Here is a 15297-nt window from a genome sequence, read left to right as displayed (position 1 = left end):
AGGCTGAAAGGCCTGAAGGGGCACATCCGTTGGCATGTGCCGCGTGTGCGCGCCGATCAACTCGCAAACTGCTTCGCTGACAGATTCAGAAACTCCAGCGCCGTGCCCCACAGCAGCCGGTCCTTCACCGGCGACGAGAGGTCGTCCATCGATTCGATCAGCTTGCCCGGCTCCGCTTCACCGAGCGGGAAGGGGTAATCCGAGCCGAGGGCGACGCGCTCCGCACTGACCAGATTGATCAGGTGCCGCAGCATGTCGGCGTCGTGGGTGAGCGAGTCGACATAGAACCGGCCGAGGTATTCGCGCGGCCCGCGAGGGTTGTCCACGGCGCACAGGTCCGGCCGGCAGTCGAACCCGTGCTGAATGCGCCCGAGAATCCCGGGAAACGACCCCCCGCCGTGGGCGAAGCCGATCCGCAACCTGGGCAGCTTCTCCAGCACCCCGCCGAAGATCAGCGACGACAGGGCGATGGCCGTCTCCGCGGGCATGCCCACCAGCCAGCTCAGCCAGTAGCGGTTCATGCGGTCGTTGGCCAGCACGTCCCACGGGTGCACGAATATGCTCGCCCCAAGTGCCTCCGCCGCTTCGAGCACTTCCACGATTTCGGGTTCATTGAGATTCGAACCGTTGACGTGCGTGCCGATCTGCACGCCGGGGAAGTGCAGTTCCTTCACGCAGCGCTCGAGCTCGCGGATGGAAAGCCGGGAGTCTTGCAGCGGAAGCGTGCCCAGCCCGATGAAACGCTTCGGGAATTCGCGGACGACACCCGCGATGTGGTCGTTGAGCAACTTGGCGAGGTCGGCCGTGTCCTGCGGCTTGGCCCAGTAGCTGAACATCACCGGCACGGTGGAAAGCACCTGTACGGAGACACCCGTGGCGTCGCAGTCGCTGATCCGCGCCGCGGGCGACCAGCAGTTCTCGTGGATGTCACGAAACCGGCGGTCGTCGATCCACATCTGCGCCCGGCAGGAATCGACGTGTTCGAGGCGTACCCAGCCGCCGTAGCCGTAGCGCTCCCGAAGATTGGGCCAGTCCGGCGGGAGGATGTGCGTGTGCAGGTCGATCTTCATCAGGTGGCGATCATGGTCATCTCGGAGCGAAAATCATGCCCCGACCGGCGCCGGCGGCTGCATTACCGTGCCGCACTTCTTGCAGGTCCGCAGCGACTCGTCCGCCCAGAAGCCCTCCATCAGCGGCTTGAGCTGCTTGACGATGTTGGTCAGGTAGAATTCCGGGTCGTACAGGATCGTGTCGCACTTCTCGCAGTAATACCGCAGGTGGTCGTTGTGTCCCTCGGGGCGGCGCCGCTCGACCACCATTCCCACCGTGCCCGCGGGGCGCTGCGGCGAGTGGGGGATGTTCGGAGGGAGCAGGAAGATTTCGCCTTCCCGGATGGGCACGTCGCGGCGCTTGCCGCCCTCGATGATCCGGACGGTGATGTCGCCTTCGATCTGGTAGAAGAACTCCTCCGTGGGATTGACGTGGTAGTCCTTCCGCACGTTGGGACCACCCACGATCATGATGATGAAGTCGCGATCCTCGTACACCTGCTGGTTGCCGACGGGGGGTTTGAGCAGGTGGCGGTGCTCCTCAATCCAGCTCTTCAGGTTGATGGGGGCTTGGGTGGACATGGCGTTCTCCTCGGTTTTCTCGTTCGTAACCGGCCTGCAAGCGGAGTGTAGCGGTCGCGGCGCAGACGCGTCAAACCTATTGACATTGCCGGCGCCCGGCGCCTAATGCGCGGTTGAGACAGGCGCGGTCCCCCAATGAAAGCCCGGGCACGGACCGAACCGCGGGAATCTTCTGGGAATCCAATCCTCGACGGGAGTCCGAACATGCGCGGCGCATCGGTAGGGGCGGGGATCGTCCTGCTGGTCGGGGTTGCCCTGGCCGGTTGCGTGGACGTCAACGTTCCCGACAGCTTCTCGCTCCTGCCCGTGGGCACGTCCTTTATCATGAGGGGCACGTCGGCCGTGGTCGATGACCCCACCGGACAACCCTGCCTCGTTTGGATCGGTGAGAACGGCGTGACCTACTACCTCTTTCAGGACGCCCGCCTGGAGAATGAAACGTTCGACCGAATCACCACGCCGGGTACGACTTCCCGTCTCCAACTCGCCACACGCTCCGATTTGGAGGCCAGTTGTCAGATCGGGACCATCGTCGAAGTTGAAGACGTGCTCGAAATTGCCGACTGAGGCCGACAAAACGCACCCCGGACCTCCGCGCTCCCGGCTTTTCGGACGCTGCACGCGAATCCCGCTTTCCACCGGGGGACGGCCCCATCGATTTTTTGCCCACGAGACCCGCTTTACTTGCGAGGCGCGCCGGTCATAAGATGAACGTGTGATAACGGCCGGTTGGGGAACCGGCGTCTATCCGCGCGGGCGGTCGCCAGCCGCAGCCAACTCCTTTTTGCGTCGGCGTCGGTGGGCGATCGAACCGCTGGGGACGATTCGGCGGAATCCGCATCGAGAGCGGACTTGCCGGGCAGTTTGTTCTATTTGGGGAACTGAGTAAAGGGGGGCGATCTTTCTCATGCCTTGGACCTCCTGGTCCGGGGCGGCGAGTCTACCAAGATTGCCCAAAAGGGCTTGTTTGTCGATCCTCGGATCGATACGATGATGTGTTGCCGGCCTTGCCTGCCGGGTACGCGAGGTCCCCCGCTTCGGACCGTCGCGGATGTACGCGCCGCGGCGTTAGGGGCGATGTCGCGGCATTTTGCAGGTGAGCGTCACGGCGGGTCGTGTCGGGGTGTCGACGTGGCCTGAAAGTTGCTGGGGAACTCGGGGCTGCCGCAAGATCAAGCAGTACCGTCTTCTTTGGGGGTCCAATGCGGAATCTCGCGGGTTAAGGAATTGCAATCCTTCGTGGTGTTTCCGCGTGGGCATTCATGGGTGTATCTGAAACGACTTTCTGCAAGAGGAAGAACGATGGACACGAGTCGCAAAGGTCGGCTGGGATTCTTGACCGCTGCGGTCCTGCTGGCGGTTGGAACGGTCGTCGCGCAGGCTTCCGGGCCTGAGTGCACGGCCAGCACCGAGGAAGCATCGGCATTGGTTCCGCTGGGGGACGGGGCCGGGGCGATGCAGGTCACGCCTCTACCCCATAACCAGAAGTACATCCTCCACACCGATAGCGGGCAAACCCAGGTGCTCCGCTCGCCGCTGGCGGCTGACCCTGACAAGATCGTCTACAAGAACACGCGAGGTACCTTCCTCTATTCAAATGGCTCGCCCGGTATCTCCATTGCCGACGACGCCTCGACCTACCTGCTCGATAATTGCGGGATCTCCCGCCTCCGCGTCTTCGTCAACGGCGGTGTGGTGGGCGGCGGAAGTGAATTCCGCGCGGTCGTGGATCTGTACACGGCCTGCCCCCAGGCCGGCGGTACGCAGATCCCCCTGTCGTCGCGCACGTTCCTCAACCTCGACAACGACATTGCGGTGACGCACGTCCTCGAGGCCACGTACGATCCGGCCCAGGTCCAGATCCCTTCGACCGTCTGGGTCCGCGTGCGCTTCAGTGCTGCGCCCGGCAATCCGCTTCCCACCAAGGCCGGTTGGGTCGGTGGATCTCCGCCCGACCGCGGTTTCTCCGTCGACGCCTTCTACAACGGCGTCAGTCTCCAGTGTAACTCGTTCTTCGGGGGCTCGCCTGCGTTCCCGCACGGCAGCTTCAATATGGAGATCTATGCGGACGAGGCCTGCCCGTCGGCCTACGTTGCCTATTACGCGGTGAACCCCAACGCGGGCGCCTTCCTCGATATCAACGGGGGACAGACTTTCGCCGACGATATCCAACTCGCACTTCCTCCCGGCGGATCGTGTGAAGTGGCTTCCTACCGCGTGGGCTTCAAGGCCACGTCGTTCTCGATTACCGACTTCAACATCACTACCGGCTTGCGCACGCTCGGCAGCGGGGCGCCGATTGGGGGGTCCGAATTCTCGCGGCATTACGAACTCAATCCGCCCGCGGACGAGCCCGAACGCCGCTTCGTGGTCAACCAGTTGATCGAACACCGATACATCGTTCCCGACAACGTTTTCATCAACCTGAGCGCCGGGACCAGATACTACGTCACGTGGACGATCGACAGGAACGGCATCGGCGTCGTCAATCCGTCCAAGGCCCAGGTGGGAACCACCCAGAACACGTTCTGGTCCATCAATCCCGACTGGCAGTTGGTGCAGTTCCAGGGGAACGTCCCGGCCATCATGTACATCGTGGTCACCTGCCGCGGCGAGGCTCCCACCGGAGCGTGCTGCCCGCTGCAGGAGGGCGGCCTCGATCGCCCGGCATGTACGATCGATCAGGATTGTCCCGAAAACCGCTACTGCGAAACGGTCAGTTGCACGACCGATGCCGACTGTCCGCAGGGAACGTGCAATGTAAACACGTGCACCTCGAAGGCCTGTTCCGAGGCGGTTTGCTTCGACACCGTCGATGCGATCACCTGTGCCGAGGTGGACGGCCGATGGGTCGCGAGCGGACTGTGCAAGAACAATCCGTTCAACCCGCCGTGCGGTACGCAAGCCTGCTGCCGCCCGGGTGACGCCTGCGACGACCTGACCTTCAGCCAGTGCCAGGCCATCGTCGATCCGGATTCGCCGACGGTCAGTTGCACGACCGACGCCGACTGCTTCCCGAACCGGACGTGTCAGCCGAACAACCTCTGTTCGCCGCGCACCGCGATCTGGAATCCGGGCGCCTTCTGCGACGACTTCGATTTCAACTGCGGCTTCTTCGCGTGCCTCTACTCGACCAACGATTGCTACACGGGAATTCCCGAAGTCACCTGCAACCAGGAGGAGATCACCGCCTGCACCGCAAGAAAGTGCACCGCGGACTTCGAATGCTCGAGCGTTCCCTACACGGGTCACTGCAAGACCGTATCGGGTATCGCCGGAAAATGGTGTACGTCTTCCGTGTGCGGCGATTGGGCCTGCACGGGAAATAATGCCAATCCTCAGATATTCCAGCCCGGCCAGTGCGAAATCGGCTTCCCCGATGACGCGCTCTGTGCCGATCTTGGTCCCAGCTTCTTCTGTGACTCCGTGTCGCGCGTCTGCACCACCGGTCAGGACACCGGGTGCGAAAACGTCGAGTGCTGCAATGACGTGTGCAGCTTCAGCGGACAGGACGGATTGTTCTGCTGCACCAGCGCGTGGGACGAGGTGTGCGCCGGGTTCGCCAGCGATCTTTGCGGAACCCAGTCCGCGTTCGACTTCTGCTATTGCCGGCGGTGCAGCATCTCCGGCCAGGTTTGCGAGGTGGACGGCAACTGTCCGCTTCCCAACGAAACGTGCGATATTTCCTCCGCCTGCGGTCCCACCGAGATTCTGGTGAGCCCCACGACGGGTATCGGATCGGCCGTCGCGGACAACAGCAACGCGACCACCGAGACCGACGATCCCATCTTGTGCTGCTCGAAACTCGGTGCCGGCGCTCAGGGCGCGGGCTCGATCTGGTTCAAGTTCACCATGCCCCTCGGCCTGGGGACTTCCGCCCGTATCCACACCTGCAACACGCCGGGTGCCATCCAGGACTCTGTTCTCCAGCTCTTCAGCGTGGGAGACATGAGCGACGCGGAGAAAGCCTGTCAGTCGCTTGAGGCCATCGCGTGCAGCGACGACTTCCCCGGCTGCGGCGGCGGACTCGGTGCGGACATCTGCGCCAAGAATCTCACGCCGGGTGCCACCTACTACGTCATGATGGCTTCCAAGGTTCCTACCCAGCAGACCGACTTCGAGCTTCGTATCGAGGTGCCCTGCACGCGGAACCTGCCCACCGCCGACGCCTGTGAGACGACCACGTCCTCCGTCCCCTCCGGGGCGGATACGACGGCGGCGTTCAGCCTGGCCAGTTCCACCATGGAGTGCCCGAACGAGCCTTGCGTGCCCGCCATGGTCAACGACGTCTGGCTCGATCACACGCCGTCCTGCACGGGTAACCTCACCGTGGATACGTGCGGCACGCCGGCCGGCCAGAATAACCCCGCCACGACCCTGGCGGTCTATCAGGTCCTCGACCCGTTCAACCCGTGTCCGCCGGACCTGCTCTTGGGCTGCAACGACGACGCGGAAGTGTCGGCCGCCGCCGCCCTGCTTCGTCCGCAGTCGTGCAGCCTGACGCAAACGTCCTGCAACACCGCGGCCGACTGCGCGAGCGTCTGCACGAATACCCTCACGCCGTGCACTTCGACGGCCAACTGCAACGCGTGCTCCGGCGACCCGAACCGTCCGTGCTTGTCGAACACGGATTGCAAGACCTGTCTGGTCGGCGGTGCGCCTTGCACGGTGAATGCCGATTGCGGCGTTGGCGGCGTCTGCGTGCAGGTTAACACGTGTACAGTCAGCGGAAATACGTGCCAGACGCAGTCCTGCTTGAGCTCCTGTGGCGACGCTTCTTCGGTAACCGTCCCCGTGTTTGCGGGCTCGTTCCTGAAGCTGCGCGTCGGTGGCGAGCTGGGCGGAACGCCTTCGGGCAATGTCCGCGTCCGCTGCATGCCGGACGACTGCAACGCCAACGGCGTTCCGGACGCCATCGACATTCAGATCAATGGCGACTGCAACAACAACGGCGAACCGGACGATTGCGACATCGCCAACGGCTGGGCGGACTGCCAGCCCGACGGCATTCCGGATCGTTGCCAGATCGCCGTCGGCAGCCCGGCACCGGGCGGACCGTTCTTCTGCACCGAAAACTGCAAGACGGACGCCAATGACGACGGCGTGCCCGACGAGTGCGTCGTGACCCCTTGCAGCATCGTGTCGGCCTTGCCCGCGGGATGTGCCATCGACGCCGGTCAGCCGCACGCCCTGGACAGCGCCGCGCCGCCGCAGGGTTGGAGCAGCGTCGAGATCACCTTCGACGGCTCCTGCGATGCTTCGACCCTGACGACGGGATCGTTCACCATCGCGACGCAGCCCGGTCCGGCCTCAGCGCCGACGATCACCAACGTCTCCGGTGTGGGCAATGTGGCCACGCTCACGTTCAGTGCGCCGATTCCGACGAACCAGTGGACGTGCGTGACCCATAGCGGCACCGACGTCTGCTTCGGCTACCTGCCGGGTGACGTGGACGGAAACCGCACGGCCAGTGAAACGGACGTGACGGCGCTGATCGCCTCGCTGGACGGTACGACGCCGCGGCCTGATTACGCCACGGACATCAACCGCTCCGGCGCTCCGACGGTCGCGGACATCACGCGGCTGATCGACGTGCTCAATGGCGGGAATACCTACAATGCGTGGAAGGGACAGGGGATTTCGATCGCCTGCCCGGCGCCGTGACGCGTTGATTCCGGTGGGCAGAGTGCATCGTGATGCACTTCGTGCCCGTCCGTGATACAATCAAACCAGAGCGGCGTGGCGATGATTCAGTCGTCACGCCGCTTTTCCATGCGCGGACGTTCTACCGCTTCGCGTCCATCTCGACGCACCTCTTGCCCGGCGTATGGATCGGTCGGGTGCGCGCGTGCCACTGCTCTCGAGCAGTGTCCTCAAATGCCCACGGGCGACTGCGCCGCGTGCATCTCGATGCACCCCTGGGCTTCTCAATTCGAATAGACGCGCACGACGAGCGTGTCGTTCTGCCCGCCGAAGCCGAAGCTGTTGGAAAGCGCCGCGCGGACCGGACGGCGTCGCGGCTCGTTGGGAATGTAGTCCAGATCGCAGTTGGGATCCGGCGTCTGGTAGTGGGCCGTGGGGGGAAGGATGCCGTCCCGGATGGCCAATACGCAGGTGATGAGTTCCACCGCGCCGGCCGCGGCGATGAGGTGCCCGAGCATGCTCTTCACGCTGCTGACCGGGACCTTCGGTGCGTGCTCGCCGAAGACTTTTCGAATGGCCAGCGACTCGATCTTGTCGTTCTCCTCCGTGCCCGTGCCGTGTGCCGAGATGTAATCGACGTCCTGAATGGTAACGTCGGCGTCTTCCATGGCCGCCGTCATCGCCGCCACGGCGCCACGCCCGTCCTCGTGAATGTCGGTGATGCGAAACGCGTCGGCGGTCGAGCCGTAGCCGGCGACTTCCGCCAGAATCTTCGCCCCCCGGCCGCGAGCGTGTTCCAGCTCTTCCAGGATCAGCATGCCCGCGCCCTCGCCGAGGACGAACCCGTCGCGCGTGCGATCGAACGGACGCGACGCCGTCTCCGGGCTGTCGTTGCGGGTCGAAAGGGCCGTGAGCCGGTTGAAGCCCGTCACCCCCAGCGGATGGATCATGCTGTGCGTTCCGCCGGAAATCATGATGTCCGCGTCGCCGCGGCGGATGATCTCCATCGCTTCGCCGATGGCCTGCGTGCTGGCGGCACAGGCCGTCAGCGTGTTCAGATTCGGACCGGCCGCGCGGAACTGCACAGCGATGTGACCCGCGGCCATGTGCGGTTCCTGCTCGATCTCGTGCACCGCCTCGAGCCGCTCAAGGGCCAGCTTGGCCCAGCGAACTGTGTCGAGTGGAATCGACTCCCCCGCGTCGTCGCGACACCCCGCCACGGCCGCCGCCGCGAACGGTGGGAAATTCAGCGGCCCCTCCCCGCCGCCCAGGTACACGCCGATGCGCTGTGCTTCCACGGGCAGTTCGAGATTCAGCCCGGCGCTGCGCCAGGCCTGCGCCGCCGCCGCGAGGGCGAACCGGGAGTTGCGGCTGGCGTCGGCATGTCGGCCGGCGTCCGCCCCAAGATGATCCTCGAGTCGGAAGTTCTTTACTTGCGCCGAAAACGTCGTCGGGAAGGTCGATGCGTCGAACAGCTCCGTCCGGCTGACGCCGCTCTCGCCGCGCAGCAGCCGTTGCCACACCGGCTCGATGTCGTGCCCCAGCGGTGTGACCCAGCCAATGCCCGTAATGACAACGCGACGTCTCATTCGAATTCCTCAGATGCGCCCGGGCCTCCTCCTGGCCCGTGCCGCCCCGCCTAGCCCTCGACCTGCTTGATGACCAGCGCGGCGCTTTGCCCGCCGGCCAGGGCATACCCGCCGACAACCGCGTGGCGGATTCGCCTGTCCGCCGGATCGCCTTCGCGAAATGTGAACGGGCAGTCCGCGTCGGGTGGCGCCGTGTTGCGCGAGGCGACCACGGTTCCATGATGCACACACAGCGCGGCCGCCGCGAAATCCATCGCCCCCACGCCCGCCCCGCAGTTGCCCACCGCCCCGCGAATGGTTGTTGCGGGAATCGGCGTTGCGCGCGCCGGCAGCGCCGCGCGCCATGCGCTCATCTCGCCCGCATCGTAGGTTTTGATGCCCGTGCCCATGGGGACAACGAGGTCGATCTCCTCCGGCTTCACGCTGGCATCCCGCATCGCCATGCGAACCGCGGAGGCCAGCGCATGTCCGCTGGGATCGGCCTCGCGCCAGTGGTGCGTGCTGCTCGCCGCGCCGAAACCCGCCACTTCCGCGTAGATGCGGGCGCTGCGAGCGCGGGCGTGCTCCAGCGATTCCAGGATGACCAGCCCGCCGCCTTCCGCCGCGACGGCACCCCGCCGGTCGGCCGCGAAGGGCCGGCATGCACGCTCGGGATCGTCGTTGTCTTCCGTATTCAGCCAGCCCATGAGCGTCGGGCGGGTGACACCCATGGGGTTCATCTTGCTCTCCGCGCCGCCGCAGATGCACACGTCGGCGTCGCCGCGGGCGATCGTTCGAAACGCCTCGCCGATGGCCAGGTAGCTCGATGCCTCGCCGCACGTCACCGTGTTCGACGGCGCCTGCGCGTCGTGAACAATCGTCACGTGGCAGGCGAGCATGTTGGGCAGGAACTTCAGGAGCCACAGCGGCGTAAGCTGCTCCATGCCCTCGCGGCCCCACCGCGCATAGCTGAAACTGTCCGGATCGGCGTCGGCCGCGCTGGCCAGCGCACCGGCCAGCTCCGTCAGGTCGGCGCAGATCAACCCCGCGCCGATGTTGGCGCCGAACCGCGTGCTGTCCACGTTCGCCGGTCCTTCCGCCTCGCCGCGATCCAGAATGCACTTCGTTTTCAAGCCCGCGTCGCGCACGGCGTGGTAGGCCGCGACCACCGCGACGGTAATGTCCCGTGACATCACCTTGGCGCTCTTCCGGTACGTCTTAGGAATGTAGTCACCGAGAGTGAACGAGGGCAGTTCCCCGCCGACGCGCGACGGCAGCGCCGACGCGTCAAATCCCGCGATGGGGCGGATGCCCCCGCTTGCACCCAGCAGGGCGTCCCAGAACGCGTCCACGCCGATCCCCACCGGCGTGGCCACGCCCAGACCCGTCACGACAACCCTTCGCTGATCACTCATGCCCTGGCCTCGGCCTCATCCGCAATCGCCGGTTCCATCGGTTCCGTCGCCGTCCCCCGGACGTTGGCCAGCAACCGCAGGAAATCGCCGGTGAATACGAAATTCTCCTCCGGCACGCTCGCGTTCCGGTCCCCGGGCCGAACGTGCGAGAACATCAGGTCGATCTCCGCGAGCACGTCCGATCCCCGCTTCACCAGACCGGCCGTCACTCCCCCGCGGTCGTCCAGCGACTCGAGCACGGTCTCGTACGAAAGCCGATCTCCCGGACGCGCATGGCCATGGAACACCGCCCGGCGGACCTTCGCAAGTATGACGTTTTCCTTGAATCCCCCCGCTTCGCCCACCAGGATCCCCGCCGTCTGGGCCATCCCCTCGATCACTAGCGCCGCGGGCATCACCGGAAATCCCGGGAAGTGGTCGTGCATGTACTCCTCGGCCAGCGAGACGTTCTTCACCGCCACCGCCCGCCGCCCGGAGTCGAATTCAACGAAACTGTCAATCCAGAACCACCGCATCGTCCGATGCCGCTCCCGGCCCGATAGGTACCCGCTCCAAGACCCCGGCCCCAGGCTCCCCCTCACCGGCAAACAGCGCGTGCCGCCCGGCGATTCCCGGCCTCTACGAAGCGCCCGCCACGGATGACCCGGTCTTGCTTTGGATGTAGTTGCAGATCGTGCGGACGGTAAACAGGTCCGGCATCTTCGACACCTTCGGGTCCTTCTCGAACGCCGTGAAGTCGGCGTGCGGCATCACCGATTTGAGTTGCGCCAGACCCTTGTCCGTCAGGCGGTCGCCGGCCACGTACTCCGGGTTGTTCACAAAATCGTCCGGAAAGAGCTCCCCGCGCGGAATCTTGATGCCGAAGGCCTTCTCCAGCCGGAACACGATATCCAGAAAATCGATGCTCTCCGCACCGAGGTCGCCCTGCAGGGTTGCCTCGGGTACGACCTCATCGTCGTCCACGCCCAACGCGTCGGTCAGAACCTCGCGGACTTTTTCAAGCACCTGCTCATTGGTCAACGGCATCCTGCTCAGCCTCCCACGCTTTGCGCGAAAACCTCGTTTTGTTCGGGCTGTTCAGCGGCGCAGCAGCGCCCAGCGATCGGCAAGGGTCGTCGCGCGCTTCGCATCCGTCTCGACAGGTAGCGCCGGATGGACCAGGCTGAACCGCGCCTTGACGACCTCCTGGTCGCCGCAGAATCCGATTCCGGCAAACTCGCTGCCCTCGGGCGCCAGCCGACGGCATTCCACTTCGACCCGCAGAAGACTCCCGGGCCGGACAAACTCTTTGTATGTTACGTTCCTCGCCTCTTGGAGCAAGGCGACCCGCCCGGGAAAGTCCAGCGCCTCGAGGGCGAGCCAGCTCGCCGCCTCGATCAACGCTTGCAGCATCAGAACTCCCGGCAGGACGGGAAAGGTCGGAAAATGATCGGCCAGGTACTCCTCCGCCAGCGAGACCGCCTTGACCGCCACGATGCGCTCGCCGCGGGTATGCTCCAGAACCCGGTCAATCAGTTGGAATTGCATGGGCCTTGCCGGATCCGCCTTCCCCTGCCGAGCCTACCAGTCGAAGTGGCTCGAGAGACCGCCGCGAAGCGGCTTCTTCCGCTTCTTGGGCTTCTCCGGCTCCGCCGGAACATGAGCCTCCTGGGTCTCTTCCATGGGGGCCGCCACCGCCTTGATCGATAGCGACATCCGCCGGTTGTCGAGATCGACCCCCAGCACCCGGACTTCGACCTCCTCCCCGACTTTGACCACGTCGCCGGCGGACCGCACCCGCTGCGTCGACATCTCCGAAATGTGGATCAGCCCTTCAACGCCGGGGACGATTTCCACAAAGGCGCCGAAATCCGCCAGACGCGTGACCCGACCCTTGACCAGGGAATTCGCCGGGAACGACTCCATCACCCCGGCCCACGGATCAGCCTGGGCATTCTTCATGCTCAGCGCCAGCCGTCGCTTCTTCGGTTCGACGCGAAGAATCACCGCGTCAACCAGCTCGCCTTCGCGAACCGCATCCGACGAACGTCCCACGCGATTCCATCCCATTTCACTCAGGGGAATCAGCCCTTCGATCCCCGACTCCAACTCCGCGAAGGCCCCGAAGTTCGCCAGTCGCGTCACCCGGGCCTTGACCTTCGACCCTTCCGGAAAACGCTCCTCGACGTGGGCCCACGGGTCCGGCTGGAGCTGTTTCATCCCCAGCGAGATTCGATCGCGCTCCCGATCGATCTTCAGGACCTTGACCTCGACCTCCTGCCCCACGCTGAGCACGTCCTCGACCTTGCCCACGTTGCCCCAGCTCATGTCGCTGACATGCACCAGGCCGTCGAGTCCGCCGAGATCCACGAACGCGCCGAAATCCGTGATCGATCGCACCGTGCCCTTGCGCGTCTGACCCGTCTCCAGCTCTTCCTTGAGATGCTGCCGCTTCTCCTTGACTTCCTTCTCCAGCACCTTGCGGCGACTCACCAGAACGTTCTTGGAGCGGCGATCGACTTCCAGCACTTCGCAGCGGACGTTCTGATTGAGCAGAACGGAAATGTCCTTGAGCGGCGTCAGCTCGACCTGGGACGCGGGCATGAACGTGCGAATTCCCTGCACGCTCACCTCCAGCCCGCCCTTGACCAGGCCAGTGACCCTGCCCTCGACCATCATGCCCTTCTCGAGATTGGTCCACGTCGCCCGCTGCACCGCGCCCTTGCGGTTGACGATGACGAGCCCCGTCTCCGGATCGAGATGATCCACCACGACGTCGACCTTCCGGCCGACGGGGAGCGGCTCCTTCTTCCCGAACTGGTTGCGTGGCAGCAAGCCCTGACTCTTCGGGCCGAAGTCCAGGAAAATATCGTCGTCGTTCACCGCGGCGATCGTGCCCACCAATTCGGTTCCGCGCTCCAGCGACTCCGCTCCGCCCGAGCCTGCCGACCCCGATCGGGTCGCCGGCTCGCTCGCCGCGTTCATGGCGTCGAGAAGTTCCTGGTCGATCTCCGCCAGCGAATGGTGATCGTCGCCCATCCCCGCCGGGGGAAATGTGTGGTCCTGCGACTCCGGGTCGCGCCTGGTCGGATCAGGTGCGGAGTCCCCCGGCTGGCCGGTGGAGAAGGAATCATTCATCGTCTCGCCCTCACGGGAATTCAGCGGTATTGGTGGTCGGTTCTTGGTTTCGAGGTTTCCGCCAACCCGGCGAACAACCACCGTCGCAGCGGTTGGCTGGTGCTCTTAAAGAAAGAGGTGTCTCACAACTGGGGAGCCGGTTCTAATGGCACCCGAATTCGAACCTGCGCTGGCGCAGACCCGATACCCATGACCTCCATGGGAAGCTTCCCACAGCCTGCCGAAAAACGCCTTGCCGCAGCAGGCCCGGCCACGAATTCTGCGCAGGCGTTTCTACAGGTTGGCGGCCTGCAAGTCAAGCAGAGTCAGTGAGCGCCGACATGACCATTACGCCCTGTGGCACATTGAAGATCGATCAGTTCATCGCGGGTCGGCCGCTGCCGGAACATCCTCGCAACAGACCGGCAGGCGCACGTCGTTGATCTCCCCAGCGCGTCCGCCACGCGCGCTGACCGCGGCCCGTCCATGAGCCGCGCCGTCACCGACCCGCATCCGTCCTGCCGTCGAAATCTCGGCCGCAGACGTGGGTCAGCCGCACGAAACGCGGCCGCCCGATGGTTCAATAGTACTTCATATTTGGAATTCTCCGTGGCTTCGATCCGATAAGAACGCCCTCCAATATGCCGGACGGCAGCGGGCTGAATTATTTGCATCAATACTTTTTTCTTGTACAAGTCTCGACAAGCCGCTAAACTCGCGAACTTCGGGGGGATGGTCTAGGCAAGGCTTTACTCGCCACGCCTGGGCAAAGTCCCTTGCTTTGACAATTTCGTCCGCTGCGAAACGTCGGGGTCGGCCTTATCTTCCGATCTCGTCGGTGGAACAGCATGGGAGGGTAAGCGCACTCATTTCGTGCCATTCTTTTGGCACTCGTCCGCGAGAAGGAGCGAATACCGATGAAGCGAGGGGTAAGGGGTCTTGTCGTTGCCGCGGCCGCGTCATTTATTTGCGCGGGTTCGGCCGTCGCCGGGTTCACGTCGCTTGGGACTCCGGCAGGTGCGGAGCTCAATCACGAGCAGATCCTCGAAGGCATCTATGGCGGCGATTTCGTCGGCATGGGCGTTGCCTTGGGGACCGGCTGGTCGATTTATGACAACGGTACCACCACCGCAACACGCGTGGATGATGACGGATATGTAACCTACCTGCACATGCTGTACGGTGGGCCCGGCACCGGTGATGACGACGAATGGACCGACGGCAGCGCCTCGGCCCAGGCCGAAGCCCGCTACGCCGGCGACAACCAGGAGTTCGGCTACGACAAGGGCGCCGGTTACGTCAAGCTGTTCGACCTGGTCGGCAGCGGTTTCGCCGTAACCGGTTCGGCGATGATCACCTTTAACCCCGGTGATGTCTGGGTGTGGGCTCGCGCCACGGATTCCGACGCCGGCCTGACCAACCCTCACTATTCTCTTCCCTCGATGAATCCCGATGCGGTGGACCACATGGTGACCTACGAGATCACCGGCTCGCCGTTTGCCCTGCCGACCGACAAGGTCTGGCTGCTTTGCTTCGAAGACCGCAACCTTCCCGGTTCCGACCGCGACCACAACGACCTGTGCGTCGAGCTCGTCGTCAAGGATTGTTTCAGTGACTCCGAGTGCGATGACGGCAACGAATGCACCATCGATACGTGCAACGTCGCCGGTCAGTGCGACTATACGTTCGCTTCCGCCGGCTCGGCCTGCGGAAATCAGACGCCCGAAGGCGTTTGCGATAATCCCGACGTTTGCGACGGGGCGGGCATGTGCGTTCCGAACTACGAGCCCGACACGACGGTCTGCAACGCGTCGCTTGGCGACTGCGATCCGGCGGAGTATTGCACGGGATCGTCGGCCGATTGTCCGGCGGACGAGATCGCTCCCTTCGGAACGGTCTGCCGCGTGGTGGCCGGTCCCTGCGACATCGAGGAGCTCTGCGACG

Annotated in this window: 11 protein-coding genes; 3 read left to right on the top strand and 8 right to left on the bottom strand. The window is 64.4% G+C overall.

The features are described 5' to 3' along the window. Nucleotides 1–56: 56 nt before the first annotated feature. On the bottom strand, nt 57–1070 hold the full coding sequence (locus tag J5J06_15275; GenBank protein ID MCO6438450.1) for an amidohydrolase: 1014 nt from the start codon (nt 1068–1070) through the stop codon (nt 57–59). A 33-nt stretch (nt 1071–1103) separates the two neighbouring features. Beyond that, complete coding sequence (locus J5J06_15270; protein ID MCO6438449.1) at nt 1104–1631, bottom strand: 3-hydroxyanthranilate 3,4-dioxygenase; 528 nt, start codon at nt 1629–1631, stop codon at nt 1104–1106. 204 nt (nt 1632–1835) lie between these two features. On the opposite strand from J5J06_15270, the gene J5J06_15265 reads away from it, so the two are divergent. Beyond that, the gene (locus J5J06_15265) at nt 1836–2198 is read left to right on the top strand and encodes a hypothetical protein (GenBank protein MCO6438448.1); all 363 of its coding nucleotides are present in this window, start codon (nt 1836–1838) and stop codon (nt 2196–2198) included. 735 nt (nt 2199–2933) lie between these two features. Next, nucleotides 2934–7295 (top strand): hypothetical protein, encoded by a 4362-nt coding sequence (locus tag J5J06_15260; GenBank protein ID MCO6438447.1) that lies wholly within the window; start codon nt 2934–2936, stop codon nt 7293–7295. Between the two features lie 263 nt (nt 7296–7558). On the opposite strand, the gene J5J06_15255 is transcribed toward J5J06_15260, so the two are convergent. The 6 genes from J5J06_15255 to J5J06_15230 all read right to left on the bottom strand — a co-directional run bounded on the left by J5J06_15255 (nt 7559) and on the right by J5J06_15230 (nt 13374). Next, nucleotides 7559–8863 carry a beta-ketoacyl-[acyl-carrier-protein] synthase family protein gene (locus tag J5J06_15255; GenBank protein MCO6438446.1) on the bottom strand — a complete coding sequence of 435 codons (1305 nt, stop codon included), beginning with the start codon at nt 8861–8863 and terminating at the stop codon, nt 7559–7561. A gap of 50 nt (nt 8864–8913) precedes the next feature. Beyond that, nucleotides 8914–10257, bottom strand: a complete 1344-nt coding sequence (locus tag J5J06_15250) for a beta-ketoacyl-[acyl-carrier-protein] synthase family protein (protein ID MCO6438445.1) — start codon at nt 10255–10257, stop codon at nt 8914–8916. Continuing rightward, complete coding sequence (locus J5J06_15245; GenBank protein MCO6438444.1) at nt 10254–10772, bottom strand: beta-hydroxyacyl-ACP dehydratase; 519 nt, start codon at nt 10770–10772, stop codon at nt 10254–10256. Before J5J06_15245 ends, J5J06_15250 begins: the two co-directional genes overlap by 4 nt. 103 nt (nt 10773–10875) lie before the next feature. Continuing rightward, a complete protein-coding gene (locus J5J06_15240) occupies nt 10876–11283 on the bottom strand; it encodes an acyl carrier protein (protein ID MCO6438443.1) in 408 nt (135 codons plus the stop codon). Nucleotides 11284–11334: 51 nt separating this feature from the next. Continuing rightward, on the bottom strand, nt 11335–11784 hold the full coding sequence (locus J5J06_15235) for a beta-hydroxyacyl-ACP dehydratase (protein ID MCO6438442.1): 450 nt from the start codon (nt 11782–11784) through the stop codon (nt 11335–11337). Nucleotides 11785–11817: 33 nt separating this feature from the next. Beyond that, on the bottom strand, nt 11818–13374 hold the full coding sequence (locus J5J06_15230; GenBank protein ID MCO6438441.1) for a S1 RNA-binding domain-containing protein: 1557 nt from the start codon (nt 13372–13374) through the stop codon (nt 11818–11820). Between the two features lie 896 nt (nt 13375–14270). On the opposite strand from J5J06_15230, the gene J5J06_15225 reads away from it, so the two are divergent. Continuing rightward, nucleotides 14271–15297 (top strand): DUF4114 domain-containing protein (locus tag J5J06_15225; GenBank protein MCO6438440.1); only part of this gene is annotated, 1027 nt, incomplete at its 3' end.

The organism is Phycisphaerae bacterium, assembly GCA_024102815.1.
Taxonomy (GTDB): Bacteria; Planctomycetota; Phycisphaerae; order UBA1845; family UBA1845; genus JAGFJJ01.
This window is presented reverse-complemented; position numbering and strand designations above follow the sequence as displayed.

Excerpts from the sequence above, each read along its gene's own strand:
- J5J06_15275 (MCO6438450.1), bottom strand. The coding sequence starts at position 1,070 with ATGAAGATCGACCTGCACACGCACATCCTCCCGCCGGACTGGCCCAAT.
- J5J06_15270 (MCO6438449.1), bottom strand. The coding sequence starts at position 1,631 with ATGTCCACCCAAGCCCCCATCAACCTGAAGAGCTGGATTGAGGAGCAC.
- J5J06_15265 (MCO6438448.1), top strand. The coding sequence starts at position 1,836 with ATGCGCGGCGCATCGGTAGGGGCGGGGATCGTCCTGCTGGTCGGGGTT.
- J5J06_15260 (MCO6438447.1), top strand. The coding sequence starts at position 2,934 with ATGGACACGAGTCGCAAAGGTCGGCTGGGATTCTTGACCGCTGCGGTC.
- J5J06_15255 (MCO6438446.1), bottom strand. The coding sequence starts at position 8,863 with ATGAGACGTCGCGTTGTCATTACGGGCATTGGCTGGGTCACACCGCTG.
- J5J06_15250 (MCO6438445.1), bottom strand. The coding sequence starts at position 10,257 with ATGAGTGATCAGCGAAGGGTTGTCGTGACGGGTCTGGGCGTGGCCACG.
- J5J06_15245 (MCO6438444.1), bottom strand. The coding sequence starts at position 10,772 with ATGCGGTGGTTCTGGATTGACAGTTTCGTTGAATTCGACTCCGGGCGG.
- J5J06_15240 (MCO6438443.1), bottom strand. The coding sequence starts at position 11,283 with ATGCCGTTGACCAATGAGCAGGTGCTTGAAAAAGTCCGCGAGGTTCTG.
- J5J06_15235 (MCO6438442.1), bottom strand. The coding sequence starts at position 11,784 with ATGCAATTCCAACTGATTGACCGGGTTCTGGAGCATACCCGCGGCGAG.
- J5J06_15230 (MCO6438441.1), bottom strand. The coding sequence starts at position 13,374 with ATGAATGATTCCTTCTCCACCGGCCAGCCGGGGGACTCCGCACCTGAT.